Source organism: Tabrizicola sp. (assembly GCF_022842145.1).
Classification (GTDB): domain Bacteria; phylum Pseudomonadota; class Alphaproteobacteria; order Rhodobacterales; family Rhodobacteraceae; genus Tabrizicola.
Genome location: NZ_JALHQD010000004.1, coordinates 346,585 through 363,722 on the forward strand (window position 1 = coordinate 346,585; position 17,138 = coordinate 363,722).

A 17,138-nucleotide genomic window follows, 5' to 3' on the forward strand; every position below is an offset into this window, starting at 1 on the left:
TCGACACGCTGGCGACACTGTTACCGCATGTGAGTCGACACAACTGCAGCGCGCACTACCTTTATTGCGGCGCAACCCTTGCTGCCAGTGCCGCCGTGCTGTCCCCGAAAAAGGATCGACATGAAGACCTCACTTCTCTTGCCGCTCTTGGCCCTGCTGCCCCAAAGCCTGTTTGCGAGTGAACTGCAGACCTCGGCCGGGACAATGGCCATCACTCCGGTGATCGAAGGACTTGAAGAGCCCTGGGGCATCGAATTTCTTCCAGACGGGTCCTTCCTGGTCACGGAACGAGACGGTCGTCTGCAGTTGGTCCGGGACGGGGCCGCCCAGCGGGTCGAGGGCTTGCCCGAGGTGCTGGTCGAAGGGCAGGGCGGCTTGCTGGACGTCCTCGTGCCGCGCGACTTCGCCACCGCCCGTGAGGTCTGGCTCAGCTTCGCGGCAGAGACCGTTGCCGGCGGGGCGACCGCGGCGGGCAAGGGACGTCTTTCCGAGGACGGCTCCCGGCTGGAGGATTTCCAGACTGTCTTCACCGGCGATGGCTATCCGGGCGGCCGCCACTTCGGGGCGCGGCTGGTCGAACTGGCGGACGGGACCATCGCGCTTGCGACCGGTGACCGTGGCACCGGTCCGGGCGGGATGCAGGCGCAGGACCCGCAGGTCTCGCCCGGCAAGGTGATCGTCCTGAACCGCGAAGGCAGTCCCGCAGTCACGCAGGACGGCTGGCTTCCGGGCGCATTGTCGCGGGGCCACCGCAACATCCAGGGCGCGGCTCTGGACCTGACGGGGCGGCTTCTGACAGTGGAACACGGGGCGCAGGGCGGGGACGAGTTGAACGCGCCGGCGACGGGCAAGAATTATGGCTGGCCGGTGATCAGCTACGGGATCAACTACAACGGCGATCCTATCGGGCAGGGGCAGGCCTTGGCGGGGATGCAGCAGCCGCTGCATTACTGGGACCCTTCCATCGCGCCGTCGGGGCTGCTGGTCTATTCCGGCAAGCTGGTGCCGGAGTGGGCCGGCGACATCTTCTTCGGGTCCCTGAACAGCGACTTCCTCGGTCGGCTGGACCCCGACACGCCGGCCGAGACGGGCTTCGCCGAGGAACGGATCGCGGGGCCAGAGACGGGTCGGGTCAGGGATGTGATCGAGGCGCCGGACGGGTCGATCTGGTTTCTGGCGGTCTATGACGGGGCGGTCTACCGGATGGCTCCAGCCGACTAGTGCCCACGGTGGACAAATCGAGGGCTTCCAATGTTTACAGAGGGTTGCCGTTTCGCGTTAACCTGGTCTTAACACCTGTCCACGGCCCTAGATCGACAGCCGCACCGGCAACGCGCCGGGCAGGCCTTGGGTGCCCCGCTCGCGGTAAGGGGTGGTGCTGTAGTGGCTGCGGTAGCACTTGGAGAAGTGCGAGGGCGACGCGAACCCGCAGGCCAAGGCCACGTTGATCACGCTCATGTCGGTCTGCATCAACAGGTTGCGGGCCTTTTGCAACCGCAGTTCCATGTAATACCGCTTGGGAGAGCGGTTCAGGTAGCGGCGGAACAGACGCTCCAGTTGGCGGGTCGACATGCCCACTTCCTCGGCCAGATCGGCGGGCGACATCGGGTCCTCGATATTGCCCTCCATCATCTGGATGACCTGGCTCAGCTTCGGGTGCCGCACGCCGATCCGGGTCGGGATCGACAGGCGCTGGGTGTCCTGGTCGGTGCGGATGGTGGAGTAGATCAGCTGGTCGGCCACGGTATTGGCCAGATCCTCGCCATGATCGGCGGCGATAAGCTTCAGCATCAGGTCCAGCGACGAAATCCCGCCTGCCGTGGTCCAGCGGTTGCCGTCCATCACGTAGACCGACTTGGTCAGCTTCACATCCTCGAATTCCTCGGAGAATCCATCCTGGTTTTCCCAGTGGATCGTCGCTTTCTTGCCGTCCAGAAGCCCCGCCTTCGCAAGCGCATGTCCCCCGGTGCAGATACCGCCGATGGTGACACCCCGCCGCGCCTCGCGCCGCAGCCAGTTGACGACGCCCTTGGTCGTGGTGCGCTGGATGTCCAACCCGCCGCAGACAAGGATGATGTCCTCGCGGTCCATCTCCTCCAGCCCCATGTCGAGCCGGAACGTGGCACCGTTCGAGCAGGTCTTCTCAACTCCCTCGCCGCAAAGGACCCAGCTGTAAAGCGCCTCGCCCGCAACGCGATTGGCCAACCGCAACGGCTCGATCGCGCCGGCGAAGCTGATCATGGTGAACTTGTCCAGCAGCAGGAAGACAAAGCGACGCGTCGCGGTTGTCTTCGGGGTCTGGGTGGCTTTTCGTGGCGCGAGCGTCATGTCTGCGACCTGATTATGTCGTTTGCGGGCCATCGAAACCGAAATTCCGACCAGCCGCAAGGGCCGAAAGCGGCAGTTTCCGCCCAATCGCCCTTTGCAAAGGCGGAAACGGGGGCGTATACCGCTGGCCGATTGCACGGGACCGGAGTGGGACGATGACCAAGGGATGGACGAAGACGGCGTGGCGCGCGAAACCGCGGATCCAGATGCCGGATTATCCCGATCAGACGGCGCTGAATTCGGTCGAGGCGCAACTGTCGAAATACCCGCCGCTGGTCTTTGCCGGCGAAGCGCGGCGGCTGAAGAAGCAGCTTGCGCTGGCGGCAGAGGGCAAGGCGTTTCTCCTGCAAGGCGGCGACTGCGCCGAAAGCTTTGCGGAATTCAGCGCCGACAACATCCGCGACACCTTCCGGGTGATGCTGCAGATGGCGGTGGTGTTGACCTACGCCGCCAAGGTTCCGGTCATCAAGGTCGGCCGGATGGCCGGCCAGTTCGCCAAGCCGCGCTCGGCCCCGACCGAAGTGATCAACGGCGTCGAAATGCCGTCCTACAAGGGCGACATCATCAACGGCTTCGAGCCGACCCCCGAAGCGCGGGTCGCCGATCCGAACCGGATGCTGCAGGCCTATACCCAGGCGGCAGCGTCGTTGAACCTTCTGCGCGCCTTCAGCACGGGCGGTTTCGCCGACATCCACCGAGTGCACAGCTGGACCCTGGGCTTTGCCGAGCATGACAAGGCCGAACGCTACCGCGAGATGGCGAACCGGATTTCCGACGCGCTGGACTTCATGAATGCGGCCGGCGTGAACAGCGACACCGCGAACGAGCTTAGCCGCGTGGACTTCTACACCAGCCACGAAGCCCTGCTTCTGGAATACGAAGAGGCGCTGTGCCGGGTGGATTCGATCACCGGACAGAACGTGGCCGGGTCGGGTCACATGATCTGGATCGGCGACCGCACCCGTCAGCCCGACGGCGCGCATGTCGAATTCTGCCGCGGCGTGCTGAACCCGATCGGGCTGAAGTGCGGCCCCTCGACCACGGCGGAGGACCTTAAGGTCCTGATGGCCAAGCTGAACCCGGAAAACGAAGCCGGTCGCCTGACCCTGATCGCCCGCTTTGGCGCGGGCAAGGTCGGCGAGCATCTGCCGCGCCTGATCAAGACCGTCCAAGCCGAGGGCGCCAACGTCGTCTGGTCCTGCGACCCGATGCACGGCAACACGATCAAGGCGGCCTCGGGCTACAAGACCCGGCCGTTCGACAGCGTGTTGCGCGAAGTGCGGGAGTTCTTCGCGATCCACAAGGCCGAGGGCACCGTCCCCGGCGGCGTGCATTTCGAGATGACGGGCCAGGACGTGACCGAATGCACCGGCGGTCTGCGCGCCGTGTCGGATGAGAATCTGGCCGACCGCTATCACACCGCCTGCGACCCGCGTCTCAACGCCTCGCAGTCGCTGGAGCTGGCCTTCCTTGTTGCGGAAGAGCTGTCCTCGCAGCGCGAGGCCGCGCGCCGCGTCGCGCTTTAAGCGTCAGGAAAAGACGGATGAGGGGAGGTGGGGCAACCCGCCGCCTTTTTTCATTCGCTGACATGCACCAGCGACAGATGGCCGAACTGCCGGACCGGCGGGGCGGCCGGCGCGTCGGACTGGGGTTCGGGGGCCCGCGGCAGGCGCTCGTCGCGCCAGCTGCGGATCTGGAATTTGCATCGCGCCGTCGGCCCCGGGGCAAAGCTGATGGCCCCCAATATCAGCTTCGTCCCGCCCTCATCGGCCAACGGCAGAAGTAGTAGTCGTGCCACCAGCCCGCCACCGGCCGCCCGGTCCGAGCCGAGGTCGACTTCGGCCACCGCGGGTTCGCTAAAGGCGCGCTCGACCGTGACCGACAGCTGCGCCCGGGACTCGGCGGCGAAGAGGCAGCTGAGCGGCAGGCCGCGTACGTCCATTCCAGCAAACTCGGCCAGCCCCGATCCCGCGATCCGAAGCTGCACCAGCCCGCGTCCGATCCTTTCGGCCAGAAAGACGCGGTCCAGCACTCCGCCCAGACCGCGGGGGTCGATGGCCGCGCGGGCGGGCAGCGCCTCACCTTGGCGCAGGCCTTCCCAGTAGCCGCGGACCTGCGCCAGACCGTCGAAGACCACCGGCGTCTGCGCGGGGCGCTGCGGGCGGAACCGATCCAGGAAGCTTAGCGACATCATTCTCTCCACCGGCTGCATCGTTGCCCTTGCGGGTGAACCGCGGGCCGCGCCATGAAGGGAAATTAGCGCGGATCGTGAAGATTCGGGCGAAAATCTAGTCAAATGGTAAATACCCCGCGCGCCGGGCGCTGAAAGGACCGCATGATCTCGATGACAGGCTTCGCTGCCCGGCGCGGCGCAGGGGGTGGCTACAGCTGGACCTGGGACTTGCGGTCGGTCAACGGCAAGGGGCTGGACCTGCGCCTGCGGGTGCCGGACTGGATCGACGGGCTGGAAGTGGCGCTGCGGGCCGAGCTGCAGAAGGCGGTCACCCGGGGCAACGTCAGCCTGACGCTGAAGGTGACGCAGGAGGATGGGCGCGACGACACGGCCTTCCGGCTGAACGAGGCGGCGCTGGGGGCAGCCTTGGGCGCGCTGGGGCGGGTCGAGGCGGCGGCGATGTCCGCGGGCGTGACGCTGCGCCAGCCGACGGCGGCGGATGTGCTGACCCTGCGCGGGGTGATCGATGCGGCGGCGCAGGAAACCGACACGGGCCCGCTGCGCCAGGCCCTGCTTGCCGACCTGCCAGCACTTCTGGCCGATTTCCACACCATGCGCGGGGCGGAGGGCCGGGCGCTGGCCGCCGTCCTGACCGCGCAGCTGGACCGCATTGCCAGCCTCACCGCCGAAGCGCAGGCCGAGACCGCTGCCCGTGCTGTGACCCAGGCCGATACCCTGCGCGAAGCCGTCGCCCGCGTCGTCGGTGCGACAGATGCCGTGGACCCGGGACGGCTGGCACAGGAACTGGCGCTTCTGGCGGTGAAGACCGACATCACCGAGGAACTGGACCGTCTGGCCGCCCATGTCTCCGCCGCCCGCGCGCATCTGGCCGAAGGGCAGCCCGCCGGGCGCAAGCTGGACTTCCTGATGCAGGAATTCATGCGCGAGGCGAACACGCTCTGCTCCAAGGCGCAGTCGCTGGCGCTGACCCGCATCGGTCTTGACCTGAAAACCGTGATCGATCAGATGCGCGAGCAGGTTCAGAATGTGGAATGACGCATGACCCGGCGCGGGCTTCTTCTCATCCTTTCCTCGCCCTCCGGCGCAGGCAAATCGACGCTTTCCCGGATGCTGATGGCCTGGGACCCCACCATGCGTTTCTCGGTCTCGGCCACGACGCGGAAGCCCAGACCCGGCGAGGAGGACGGCCGAGAATACTATTTCCGCGGCCGTGAGGACTTTCTGGCGATGGTCGCGGATGGCCAGATGCTGGAACATGCCGAGGTTTTCGGCAACCTTTATGGATCGCCCCGAGGCCCGGTCGAGGCCGCGATGCAGGCGGGTACCGACACCGTCTTCGACATCGATTGGCAGGGCGGCCAGCAGGTAGCCCAGGCCATGCGGGGTGATGTCGTGTCGATCTTCATCCTCCCGCCATCGATCGCCGAGCTTGACCGCCGCCTTCGCTCGCGTGCCCAGGACAGCGACGAGGTGATCGCCGGTCGCATGGCGAAAAGCCGCGACGAGATCAGCCACTGGGCGGAATACGATTACGTGCTGGTGAATGACGACCTGGAACTGACGTTCGAACGGCTGAAGGCGGTCCTTACCGCCGAACGGCTGAAGCGTGAACGCCAGCCCCAGCTCTCTGCCTTTGTCCGCACGCTGAACGAGGAGTTCGAAGCCCGATGATCTACGCCCTGGACGGCATCGCGCCAGAGATCGACCCTTCGGCCTGGGTGGCCGACACCGCCGTCCTGATCGGCAAGGTGGTCGTCGAAGCCGATGCCTCGATCTGGTTCGGCGCGGCAATCCGCGGCGACAATGAAGAGATCCGGGTCGGAGCCGGCTCGAACGTGCAGGAGAATGCGGTCCTGCACACCGACATGGGCTATCCGCTGACCATCGGTGCCAACTGCACCATCGGCCACAAGGCCATGTTGCATGGCTGCACCATCGGCGAGGGGACCCTGATCGGCATGGGGGCCACGGTGCTGAATGGGGCGAAGATCGGCCGGGGGTGCCTGATAGGTGCCTGCGCCCTGATCACCGAAGGCAAGGAGATCCCGGATGGCAGCCTGGTCATGGGTTCTCCCGGAAAGGTTGTGCGGGATCTGGACCAGACCGCACGCGCACGCCTGCTTGCCTCGGCCGCGGGATACCAGGCCAATGCCCGCAGGTTCCGCGCCGGGCTGAGCCGCGTGTGAGGCCGTCAGCCTTCCTCGATCAGTTCGATGGTGATGCCTTGGCGGGCCGCATGACTGCGCAGTTCACGCAAGACGATCTGCCGGTTCGGCAGCTTCGGCGCCACCACCCGCAGCGTCTTGCGGTAGTCCTGCGCGCCAAGCTTCTCGATAATCTCCAATGCGTCAAAGGTCTTGCAGAACAGCGGCGTCACCACCAGTTCCAGCGAAGCCGGCAGCGGCAACTGGCTTTCGAAGGCCTCGAGACTGATGGATGCAAATTCCTCCGGCCGAAGGCTGCCCTCGGCGGCGCGGGCTTCGGGAATGCCAATAACCAGACACCTAAGCTTTTGCGACAAATCCCAACCTCTCATACCGTGAGGCGCCGCCAAATCGTCTGTCTTAAGGACTCACGTCGGGGCCGACACTTGGTCCGGGTAAAGGCCGGTTCCGCACCGCATAATCTATACAACCGGGAATTTACTGGTATTCCCGCGCAAGACAAGGGCAGAGGACCGAATGTTCCGGAGAAGTCGCGCGAATGACCGCCCTGGACCCTGACCAACTGCTGGCGGGCGTGCCGCTTCCCGCGATGCTGGTGCGGCGCGACGACCGCATTCTGGCGCTGAATCCGCTGGCCGAGGCGCTGTTCGGCGCGGGACTGGCGGGGCGGCACCCCGCGATGGCGGTCCGCGCGCCCACGGTCCTGCAGGCGATCGGCGAGGTCGCGCGCGCGGGCGGGGTGCAGGAGGTGCGGATGACGCTCCGCCGCGAGGGGCAGGAGGCGGTGTTCCAGACCACCGTCTCGGCGCAGGGAGAGCTTCTCTTGTGCATCTTCCGCGACGTGACCGAGGAGGAGCGGGCGGGGGAGATGCGGCGGGATTTCGTGGCGAACGTGTCCCATGAACTCCGGACTCCGCTGACCGCGCTGATGGGGTTCATCGAGACCCTGAAACACGCCGCGAAGGACGACCCCAAGGCGCGGGAGATGTTCCTGGGGATCATGGAGGCAGAGGCGGGGCGGATGAACCGGCTGGTGGGCGACCTTCTGCGGCTGTCCCGGGTCGAGGCGGAGGAGCGGGTGCGGCCGAAGGGTCCGGTGGAACTGCGCGGGGTGCTGGAGGGGGTGATCTCATCGCTCGCCGGGGTGGCGGAGCGGAAGGGGGACCGGGTGGAGCTGGTGGGCGATCCGGTGACGGTGCCGGGGGATGCGGACCAGCTGGTGCAGGTCTTCACGAACCTGGTCGAGAACGCGCTGAAATATGGGCGGGCGGGGCAGGTGGTGCGGGTCTCGCTTTCCCTGGAGGAGACGGTGCGGGGACCGGCGGTGCGGGTCGAGGTCGCGGACGAGGGGGAGGGGATCGATGCGGTCCACCTGCCGCGGCTGACGGAGCGGTTCTACCGGGTCGATTCCCACCGGAGCCGCGAGATGGGGGGGACGGGGCTGGGGCTGGCCATCGTGAAGCACATCGTGAGCCGGCACCGGGGGTGGCTGCGGGTGGAGAGCGTGGTGGGCGAGGGGAGCCGGTTCTCGGTGGTGCTGCCCTTGGGGTGATGGGGGCCGCAAAGGACTCCGCCCGCGCGTGGGCAGGGTTTGGAGGGTAAGGATTTCAAGGGGTTGGCTGTGGGCGTTAGGGGTTTGTTAGGAATTTGGGGTGCAATGTTAAGCTGCTTTCTTCTTCCCGCCGCCGCGATCTAGCTGAAAGTTCACGATCTTTACCGGAATTGTAGAATAGCAGACGTTCGCGTACTTGTTAATATTCCGTAACCGCTCGTATGCCAATTTCAACTCATACTTTGCCATGAGTGGAAGATCGACCGGGGCAGGAGGGGCTTCCTTCTCATTGTAGAGTGTCCACAACTTAACGACAAAGGAACCCCCATTTACGTCCGCAATCTTTTCCCCGATCTTAGCGAGAAACGAATCTACCTTCCCGTGCTTGGAATTCTTGATGAAGTCCCGAATCTCATCCAAGAATACTTGATCCGAAAGAAAGAAATCACAGTAGAACCTGGCTTGCGAGAATAGATAGCTCAAGTTACTGGAGCCAGAATGCTGCTTCACTTGAATGATATTGATTCTTCCGTCATCGCAAAGCTGTAGCAGATCACAGAATTCCTTATCCTTACGACCCTGACCAATCTTGAGCTTGGCGCGATCAAACATTATGCTCTTGTCGCACAGTTCGGCGAATCTCTCATTGAACCTAGACTCTTTGTTCTTTCGCTCCTTAACGACTGAAATATCTATACCATGGAACTTCTTATCTACTTTCTCTACCGGGAGAACCTTTGCAATGAAGTTATTTACTGCCTTATAAAAGTCGTCATCGACCTTCTGCCAGACGCCCTCAGAAAGCACGTAGCATGCACCTGCATGGTCAACTTCGGTGACTATACACGAATAGGTGCTCCAACAGCGATCGCCTAGAATCTTGTCCTGCTCGTGGGAGTACGCGTAGATTTGCTTAGCCTTCAGCTTCGCCACGGACAGTTTATCGGTCGGAAAGTGTTTCTGACTTAGGAGATCGGATGCGACGACGTGCGAGACTACAATGTTTTTACTGGCATGGTTAGAATATGAAAAGCTAAAGTCATCATCCGGGAGAAATTCTGGAACTGCAAGATGCAAGCGCGTAAGGTCGCCGCTCTTTATCTTATCAACTAGAATCTGATCTAAAATGTCAACGATCTCGCTTGGGACCGGCTCGAATGCGGGGTAGTTTGGAAATAGTTGCTTGTATCTGTCTTCCTTATACTTCTGAAGGAAGATTTCGGACCATTCAACTAAGCGATCCCAACTAAGCTTCTCGTCGCCAATAACTTTGACGGTTAAACTATCCTTCCCTTGTAGCGTTACATTCTTGTCAAGTTCGGCGTGCGCTGAGATATACTTTAGAATCTCCGTTTCGGTCATGCCAAAGTCTAGCGAGTCTGAAGGTCGACTAACTTGGCGATCAATTTGCTTGGTTGTAAGCGCATGGGTGCGGGTTTTCGTTTGACGCAAATCCTGGTTCCCGCACATGTTCATGGCCGTCTTAATTCCAAAATCTGGAACAAATTCAGAAAACTTCAAAAGTGATCTGCCGCCTGTACCGAACGTTGCCGCAAGGACTCGACCCTCAAGCTCGATTAATATTACCCCACTTGGGCGAACAGAGTTAACCGAGAAGGCAATCCTGTCCTCGGGCAACCCGATTCTTTCGTTTATGAAGTCGATCCAAGGTGGCGTCTGGACGACCCGGTTCAGTTGGCAAACCACCATAACAGGCACTTCGCCCAAGTCAAAGGTCCGCACTTTACGGTCCTTTTCCTTTTCTTGGCCATCCTCAATCACTTCGGCAGGGTCGCTCAGCAGATCGTCGAATTTGCGACCCGCTTTTGCCAAGTAGAACGTAACCTTTGCAAGTTCCTGAGGCATAATGGTGACCCTACACTACAAACTATTTATCTCTTAGCATACTCATCGTGCAGTTGAATAGACTTTTGAATTATGCGCAATGAGGTTACGTTGACTGTGAGTTCAGCCCCTCACAACCTCCCCAACCGCTCCGTCAACAGCCGGTAGAACCCGTCCCGGTCCACGCCGCCCATGAACATCGCGTTGGGCTCCCTCCCGGTCACGCGCCACCAGTCGGCGACGGTCATGCCGAGGGTGAGCTCGGAGACTGTCTCGATCTCTACGTTCACATGGCGGCCGGTGAAGAGGGCGGGCTCCAGAAGGTAGGCGATCACGCAGGGGTCGTGCAGGGGGGCGCCCTCGCTGCCGTATTTGGCGGTGTCGAAGCGTTCGAAGAAATCGGTCCAGGAGGCGACGGCCTGGCCGACGGGTGTGCCGAGGGCGCGCATCTCCTCCACCCACGCGCGCGAGGTCAAGGCCTTGTGGGTGACATCCAGCGGCATCACCACCAGGGGCACGCCGGATTTGAACACGATGTCAGCGGCTTCGGGGTCGACGTAGATGTTGAACTCGGCCGCGGGGGTGATGTTGCCGCCCTCGAAATAGCCGCCGCCCATCAGGACGATCTCGGCCACCTTGGCGATGATGTCGGGGGCGCGCTGGAAGGCGGTGGCGATGTTCGTCAGGGGGCCGAGGGGGCAGAGGGTGATGGTGCCGGTCGGGTGGGCGCGCAGCGTCTCAATCAGATAGTCGACGGCGTGCTGGTCCTGCAGCGGGTGGGTCGGTTCGGGCAGGGGGATGCCATCGAGGCCGGTCTTGCCGTGGACATGCTCGGCCGTGACGAGGGGGCGCGTGAGCGGGCGGTCGCAGCCGGCGTGGACCGGGGTCTGGCGTCCGGCGAGTTCGACGATGATGCGGGCGTTCTTCTGGGTCAGCGCAAGGGGCACGTTGCCGGCGACGGCGGTCAGGGCAAGAACCTCAAGTTCCGGCGAGGCGAGGGCGAGGAGGATGGCGACGGCGTCGTCCTGGCCGGGGTCGGTGTCGATGATGATCTTGCGGGACATGGGAGGGCTCCTTTGCGGGGAGTTAGCGGGATGGGGGGAAGTTTGTCCAGACGGTCAGGAAAAGGCGTGCAATGCGACGGCGGGGGAGTAGGATTTTGGGGCGCGCGGGCGGAGGAGGCGGCGATGGAGATACTGGTCGGGACGACGAAAGGGCTTTTCGTGCTGTCTGGCGGGCGGGTGGAGGGGCCGTTCTGCGAGGGCTGGCCCATCAACCATGCGGTCGGGCGCGGGGGCGAGATCTTTGCGGCCGGGGGGAGCGGCTGGCACGGGGCGGGGGTCTGGCGGCGGGTTGGCGGGGAGTGGAGCGTGTCGAAGGGGCCGTTTCCGGGGGCCGAGCAGCTGTGGTCGGTCTGTCTGGACGGCGGGCGGCTGCTGGCGGGGTCGAAGCCCGCGTATCTGTTTGAAAGCGGGGATGGCGGGGTCAGCTGGCGGCGGCTGGAGGCGCTGACGGATCAGCCGGGGGCGGACCAGTGGCAGCCGGGGGCGGCGGGGCTGACGCTGCACACGATCCTTTCGGACGGAAAGGGCGGGCTGTGGGTCGGGATCTCGGCGGCGGGGGTGTTCGAGTCTCGGGATGGCGGGCAAAGCTGGCAGCAGCGGAACCGGCGGGGGAACCGGGCGGGGCCGGCGGGGGCCTTGCCGCGGCATTGGGACGGCGAGGAGATCAGGCGGGAGGATGAGATCTTCAGTTGCGTGCACAATCTGGCGTTCGGGGCGGCGGAGGGGCTGATCTGGATGCAGAACCACCAGGGGGTTTATCGGTCCCGGGATGGTGGGCAGGTTTGGGAAGAGGTGACGGAGGGGTTGCCGTCGACGTTCGGGTTTCCGGTTGCGGCGCATCCATTGAAGCCGGGGGTGGCCTGGGTGTTTCCGTTGAACGGGGACTCGCTGGGGCGCTATCCGGTGGGCGGGCGGGCGTTGGTCTGGAAGACCGAGGATGGGGGCGAGACCTGGGCGGGGAAGGGACAGGGGCTGCCGGAGAAGGACTGCTTTTTCACGGTGCTGCGGCAGGGGATGGCGTCGTGCGAGGGAGGCGTGGCCTTCGGGACGAACTCGGGGTCGGTGTTCCTGAGCCGGGATGAGGGGGAGACCTGGGAGGAGGTCGCGCGGCATCTGCCGACGGTCTTGTCGGTGGAGTTCATGGGGTAGGTTTTGGCGCAGCGCCGGAGGCTTGACCGGGCGGTTAAGTGGGGTGGTGGGCCTGCGGGGACCGGGAAGGTGCCGGATCTGCCGGGGGTCGGCTGGTGGGTCTGGGAGTTGGGCAACAGCATTCTGTCCGATCGCTGCGACGCCGGGGAAGAGTTGTGGCGGCTTGGGCGCCTAAGCCAGGCGTGCCAGACCGACCTTGACGCGGCGCAGGGGGATCGAGCTTTCGATGGAGGCCACGCCGGGAAGTTTGGTGAACTTGCCGACCAGAAAGCGTTCGAACTCGGCGAGGCCGCTTGTGGCGATGCGCAAGAGATAGTCGCGGTTGCCGGTCATCAGCCAGCAATCCACCACTTCCGGGAAGGCCTGGATCGCCGCTTCGAATTTCATCAGGGCCTCGTCGACCTGCTTGTCCAGCTTGACCGAGACAAACACCGAAAACCCGTAGCCAAGGGCGGCTTCATCGATGCGGGCCGCGTAACCGGCGATGATCCCCGCCTCCTCCAGCAATCGGATCCGGCGCGCCACGGGCGAGGGGCTTAGTCCTACGCCTGCGCTGATCTCGTTGACGGTCGCGCGGCCGTTCGTCTGCAGGATACGCAGAATCGACAGGTTCAGCGGATCGACATTGGCGGATTGCATCGACTGGTTCCTGAATGGCGCTGATTATCACCAGGATAGCCCATCAGAGCGGCAGAGAAAGCCGGAAAAGCGCGCGCGTTTGGCATTAATCTGAGGTTGCGCAAGAGGGGGCAACCGACATGACCGAAGCCGGTATCGATCAGTTGAAGACAGTCGAGCAGCGGCTGTTGTGGCTGTCGCACTGGATGATCCACCACGCCAACCACATCCGCCCTAAGGTGGACGGGATCAAGACCGGCGGGCATCAGGCATCCTCGGCCTCGATGGTGTCGATCCTGACGGCGCTGTACTTCCATGCCTTGCGGCCGGAAGACCGGATTGCGGTGAAGCCACATGCGGCCCCGGTGCTGCATGCCATCCATTACCTGATGGGCAGGCAGTCCCGCGAGCGGATGGAAAACTTCCGCGGGTTTGGCGGGGCGCAAAGCTATCCCAGCCGCACCAAGGACCAGATCGATGTCGATTTCTCCACCGGCTCGGTGGGGCTTGGGGTGGCGATCACCGCCTTTGCCTCGCTGGTGCAGGATTACGTGCGGGCCAAGCCCTGGGGCGAGGGCGTGCGCCCGGGACGCATGGTGGCGCTGGTGGGGGACGCCGAACTGGACGAGGGCAACGTCTATGAGGCGCTGCAGGAGGGCTGGAAGAACGGGCTGCGGAACTGCTGGTGGATCATCGACTACAACCGCCAGTCGCTGGACGGGGTGGTGCATGAAGGGCTGTGGAGCCGGGTCGAGCGGATTTTCGAGGCCTTCGGCTGGGATGTCGTGCGGGTCAAGCATGGCCGCCTGCAGCGCGCTGCGTTCCAGGAACCGGGTGGCGATGCCCTGCGGCAGTGGATCGACGACTGCCCCAACCAGCTTTACGCGGCGCTGACCTTCATGGGTGGCGCGGTCTGGCGCGCGCGGCTGCTGAACGATCTGGGCGATCAGGGCCCGGTCTCGGCACTGCTGGCGCGGCGCAGTGATGCGGAACTGGCGGCGCTGATGGAAAACCTGGGCGGCAATTGCGTGGCGACGCTGGCTGAAACCTTTGCCGCCATCGACCACGACCGGCCGGTCTGCTTTCTGGCCTATACGGTCAAGGGCTGGGGGACGCCGATTGCCGGGCACAAGGACAACCACGGCGGGCTGATGACCAAGGCGCAGATGGCGGACTGGCAGGCGCATATGGGCGTGCCCGAGGGCCAGGAATGGGACCGCTTTGCCACGGTCGGCGACAAGGATGCGCTGCAGGCCTTTCTGGACCGGGTGCAGTTCTTTCAGGGTGGCCCGCGCCGTCTGGACGACAGCACCGTCGCCGTGCCGGAAATCAGTTTGCAATCCGACCGCGAAATCTCGACCCAGATGGCCTTTGGCAAGATTCTGGACGATCTGGGCAAGGGCGACAGTGATCTGGCCCGCCGGATCGTGACCACATCCCCCGATGTCACCGGGACGACCAACCTCGGCCCCTGGGTCAACCGCCGCAAGCTGTTTGCGCGGACGGCGCGGGCCGATACGTTCATGGCCGAGAAGATCGCCTCGACCGCGAAATGGGAGTTTGCCCCCGATGGCCAGCATATCGAGCTTGGCATCGCCGAGATGAACCTGTTCCTCTTGCTGGGGGCCGCCGGGCTGTCGCATGCGCTGTTTGGCAAGCGGCTGATCCCTATCGGCACAGTCTATGACCCCTTCGTGGTGCGCGGCCTCGATGCGCTGAACTATGCCTGCTATCAGGATGCACGGTTCATGATCGTGGGCACCCCGTCCGGCGTGACGCTGGCGCCCGAAGGCGGGGCGCATCAGTCGATCGGCACGCCGCTGATCGGAATGGCACAGGATGGGCTGGCCGCCTTCGAGCCTGCCTTCGCCGATGAACTTGCGGTCATCCTGCACTGGGCGTTCGGCTATCTGCAGCGGTCGGGGGACGGCGATCCGGACGAGCGCACCTGGCTACGGGATGAAACCGGCGGCTCGGTCTATCTGCGACTGAGCACCAATCCGGTGGAACAGCCGGGGCGGCGGGTGGATCAGGCCTTTGTCCAGGGGGCGATTGACGGCGGCTATTGGCTGCGCAAGCCGGGGCCGAACTGCGAGGTGGTCATCGCCTATCAGGGCGTCGTGGCGCCGGAAGCGATCCGCGCGGCGGGCATGATTGGCGGCAGCCGGCGTGACGTAGGCGTGCTGGCGGTGACCTCGGCCGACCGGCTGAACGCCGGGTGGACCGCGGCGCAGCGCGCCCGGACGCGCGGGCGGCGCGATGCCCGGTCGGCTGTCGAGACGCTGCTGGAGGACCTGCCTGCGCATTGCCATCTGATCACGGTGATCGACGGCCATCCGGCCACGCTGGCCTGGTTGGGCGGGGTCTGCGGGCACCGGACCATCCCGCTTGGCGTCGAGCATTTCGGGCAGACCGGCACGATAGCCGAGCTTTACGACCACTTCGGCATCTCGGCCGAACGCATTGTCGAGAAGGTGTCGGGATTGACAGCGGGCAGACCGACGGCTTTCGCGGTGGAGTGACCTGCGGCCGGTCTAGGACTTCGGTTCGTCCGGGCGCGCGTCGATGCCGTAGTCGTGGAGCTTGCGGTAAAGCGTCGGCCGGGAGATGCCCAGGGCCTTGGCGGTGCTGCTGAGGTTGCCGCGATGCTGGGCCAGTGCGCTTTCGATCAACAGCACCTCTGCCATGCGCAAGGACACCGATCCGGCCTGCAGCCTGTCGTGGGCGGCCAGAAGCGATGGGTCGGCCGGGGCGGGCGCCGGGGCGGTGACGGCGCGGGGCAGGTCGGCGAGCGTGACATGCCGGGACTTCGCCAAGGCGTGCAGGCTGATGACCGCGTTGCGCAACTCGCGGACGTTGCCCGGCCAGGAATGGGCGAGGAGGGCCGACTGGACCTCGTCCCCGAAGATCAGGAGGTCGCGCCCGGTTTCGCGCGCGAGCTTGCGGTTGTAATGTTCGGCAATCAGCAGGACATCGTCGTCCCGGTCCTTGAGGGGCGGGATCGTCAGGACCGTGCTGCTGAGACGGTAGAACAGGTCACGCCGGAACCGCCCGGCCTCGACCTCGGCCTGCAGGTTGCGGTTGGTCAGCGACAAGAGGACCAGGGAGTCGTTCTGACGCTCTGGCCCGCTCAGCCGGATGAGGCGTTCTTCAAGGTGGCGCAGAAGCAGCGTCTGGTTTTCCGGGTGAAGCTCTCCGATCTCGTCCAGACAGAGCAGCGTGCCGGGACTGGCGTCGTTGGAGCCCTGAAGACGGCTGCGAAAGACGCTTTCGGTGACCGCGCCGCAATTGATCGTGGTGAAGTCGGATTTGCCGGGCGGGGCGATGCGGGCATGGATCAGGCGGGCAAAAAGCTGCTTTCCGACGCCGGTCTGTCCTTCGATGAGGATGGCCGCGTCCGTCAGGTCGATCCGGCTGGCCGTGTCCAGCGCATCGAGGATCGCAGCACTACCGCCGACAATGGTCAGGTTGGTGTCCGGAATTGCGACGCCGGGCAGGTCGGGGGCGGCCTTCCGCGACAGGGGGGCGGGCTGGGGATGCGAAAAGGAACTTGGTTGGTTGAAGACGAGGGCTGCGCCCCGCATGTCGCCGTCGATCTTCAGCAGGCGGATGTCCTGACAGCGCAGCCCTTCGGGCAGGGCACGCAGGATCATTTCCTCGGACAGCCCGTCGGGGAGATCGAGGAATTTGGCCCCAAGACCCAGGCCCTGGCCCAGCTTTGGCACGGTCTCTCCGCAGTTGCTGTTGAAGATCAGGCGGCCGAACCGGTCGATGATCGCCAGGCCGTCATTCGGGCCGGAGGTCTTCGGGAAATGGCCGATGGTTTCCTCCATCAGGCGCATGTTGAGCAGGGACTGCTCTTGGGCGATGGCCACCTCGATGTCGCGGGCTGCGGTGGCGGCAAAGGCGGCGTTGTGCTTCTGGAAGATCGTCGTCAGCCCGCTGAGGTTGATGACACCGATGATCGACTGGTCGACCGGATCGCGGATCGGAGCGGCGGCGCAGCTCCACGCTTTCATGCCTTCGCAAAAGTGTTCGTCGCCATGCACATAGACCGGCGCACCCATGAAGAGCGCCGTCCCGATGCCGTTGGTGCCGGCGGCATCCTCGCTCCAGACGCCGCCCACGGTCAGGTTGATCTTCCGGGCCTTGTTCAGCGTCGAGGTGTCGCCGACGGTGTCGAGGATCACGCCCTTGCGGTCGGTCAGGATCAGCATCGCTTC

General features: G+C 64.3%; 15 protein-coding genes. 8 read left to right on the forward strand and 7 right to left on the reverse strand.

Features of this window, described 5'->3' with window-relative positions; genetic code table 11:
- The first annotated feature begins 120 nt into the window (after positions 1-120).
- Complete coding sequence (locus tag Q0C42_RS12775) at positions 121-1,221, forward strand: PQQ-dependent sugar dehydrogenase (RefSeq protein WP_295076233.1); 1,101 nt, start codon at positions 121-123, stop codon at positions 1,219-1,221.
- 87 nt (positions 1,222-1,308) lie between these two features.
- On the opposite strand, the gene Q0C42_RS12780 is transcribed toward Q0C42_RS12775, so the two are convergent.
- Positions 1,309-2,328, reverse strand: a complete 1,020-nt coding sequence (locus Q0C42_RS12780) for a GlxA family transcriptional regulator (RefSeq protein WP_295076236.1) — start codon at positions 2,326-2,328, stop codon at positions 1,309-1,311.
- Positions 2,329-2,483: 155 nt separating this feature from the next.
- Between Q0C42_RS12780 and Q0C42_RS12785 the strand changes: the two genes are divergently transcribed.
- On the forward strand, positions 2,484-3,854 hold the full coding sequence (locus Q0C42_RS12785) for a class II 3-deoxy-7-phosphoheptulonate synthase (RefSeq protein WP_295076239.1): 1,371 nt from the start codon (positions 2,484-2,486) through the stop codon (positions 3,852-3,854).
- A 50-nt stretch (positions 3,855-3,904) separates the two neighbouring features.
- Here Q0C42_RS12785 and Q0C42_RS12790 read toward each other — a convergent pair whose 3' ends face one another.
- Positions 3,905-4,519 carry a PAS domain-containing protein gene (locus tag Q0C42_RS12790; RefSeq protein ID WP_295076242.1) on the reverse strand — a complete coding sequence of 205 codons (615 nt, stop codon included), beginning with the start codon at positions 4,517-4,519 and terminating at the stop codon, positions 3,905-3,907.
- Between the two features lie 144 nt (positions 4,520-4,663).
- Here Q0C42_RS12790 and Q0C42_RS12795 point away from each other — a divergent pair, with 144 nt between their 5' ends.
- From Q0C42_RS12795 to Q0C42_RS12805, 3 genes are read left to right on the forward strand one after another with little or no spacing between them, the layout of a single operon-like run.
- The gene (locus Q0C42_RS12795) at positions 4,664-5,557 is read left to right on the forward strand and encodes a YicC/YloC family endoribonuclease (protein WP_295076245.1); all 894 of its coding nucleotides are present in this window, start codon (positions 4,664-4,666) and stop codon (positions 5,555-5,557) included.
- Positions 5,558-5,560: 3 nt separating this feature from the next.
- Positions 5,561-6,193 carry a guanylate kinase gene (gmk, locus tag Q0C42_RS12800; RefSeq protein WP_295076248.1) on the forward strand — a complete coding sequence of 211 codons (633 nt, stop codon included), beginning with the start codon at positions 5,561-5,563 and terminating at the stop codon, positions 6,191-6,193.
- Entirely contained in the window at positions 6,190-6,708 is a 519-nt protein-coding gene (locus Q0C42_RS12805) for a gamma carbonic anhydrase family protein (protein WP_295076251.1), read from the forward strand. The genes gmk and Q0C42_RS12805 overlap by 4 nt, the downstream gene beginning before the upstream one ends.
- Before the next feature lie 5 nt (positions 6,709-6,713).
- Here the strand turns inward: Q0C42_RS12805 and Q0C42_RS12810 are convergent, their stop codons facing one another.
- Positions 6,714-6,929, reverse strand: coding sequence for a hypothetical protein (locus Q0C42_RS12810; protein ID WP_295076254.1), 216 nt, complete (start codon positions 6,927-6,929; stop codon positions 6,714-6,716).
- Positions 6,930-7,225: 296 nt separating this feature from the next.
- Here Q0C42_RS12810 and Q0C42_RS12815 point away from each other — a divergent pair, with 296 nt between their 5' ends.
- Positions 7,226-8,239 carry an ATP-binding protein gene (locus tag Q0C42_RS12815; RefSeq protein ID WP_295076257.1) on the forward strand — a complete coding sequence of 338 codons (1,014 nt, stop codon included), beginning with the start codon at positions 7,226-7,228 and terminating at the stop codon, positions 8,237-8,239.
- 108 nt (positions 8,240-8,347) lie between these two features.
- On the opposite strand, the gene Q0C42_RS12820 is transcribed toward Q0C42_RS12815, so the two are convergent.
- Together Q0C42_RS12820 and Q0C42_RS12825 are read right to left on the reverse strand one after the other, a co-directional pair.
- Positions 8,348-10,105 (reverse strand): DUF6119 family protein, encoded by a 1,758-nt coding sequence (locus tag Q0C42_RS12820; protein ID WP_295076260.1) that lies wholly within the window; start codon positions 10,103-10,105, stop codon positions 8,348-8,350.
- Positions 10,106-10,215: 110 nt separating this feature from the next.
- Positions 10,216-11,148 (reverse strand): nucleoside hydrolase, encoded by a 933-nt coding sequence (locus Q0C42_RS12825; protein WP_295076263.1) that lies wholly within the window; start codon positions 11,146-11,148, stop codon positions 10,216-10,218.
- 123 nt (positions 11,149-11,271) lie between these two features.
- Between Q0C42_RS12825 and Q0C42_RS12830 the strand changes: the two genes are divergently transcribed.
- Positions 11,272-12,297 (forward strand): exo-alpha-sialidase, encoded by a 1,026-nt coding sequence (locus Q0C42_RS12830; RefSeq protein ID WP_295076267.1) that lies wholly within the window; start codon positions 11,272-11,274, stop codon positions 12,295-12,297.
- A 171-nt stretch (positions 12,298-12,468) separates the two neighbouring features.
- Here the strand turns inward: Q0C42_RS12830 and Q0C42_RS12835 are convergent, their stop codons facing one another.
- Positions 12,469-12,936: an Lrp/AsnC family transcriptional regulator gene (locus Q0C42_RS12835; protein WP_295076270.1), complete on the reverse strand. Its 468-nt coding sequence runs from the start codon at positions 12,934-12,936 to the stop codon at positions 12,469-12,471.
- A 119-nt stretch (positions 12,937-13,055) separates the two neighbouring features.
- On the opposite strand from Q0C42_RS12835, the gene Q0C42_RS12840 reads away from it, so the two are divergent.
- The gene (locus Q0C42_RS12840; RefSeq protein WP_295076273.1) at positions 13,056-15,437 is read left to right on the forward strand and encodes a 1-deoxy-D-xylulose-5-phosphate synthase N-terminal domain-containing protein; all 2,382 of its coding nucleotides are present in this window, start codon (positions 13,056-13,058) and stop codon (positions 15,435-15,437) included.
- 12 nt (positions 15,438-15,449) lie between these two features.
- On the opposite strand, the gene Q0C42_RS12845 is transcribed toward Q0C42_RS12840, so the two are convergent.
- Positions 15,450-17,138, reverse strand: a 1,689-nt coding sequence (locus Q0C42_RS12845; RefSeq protein WP_295076276.1) for a sigma 54-interacting transcriptional regulator, incomplete at its 5' end; no start/stop codon positions are given.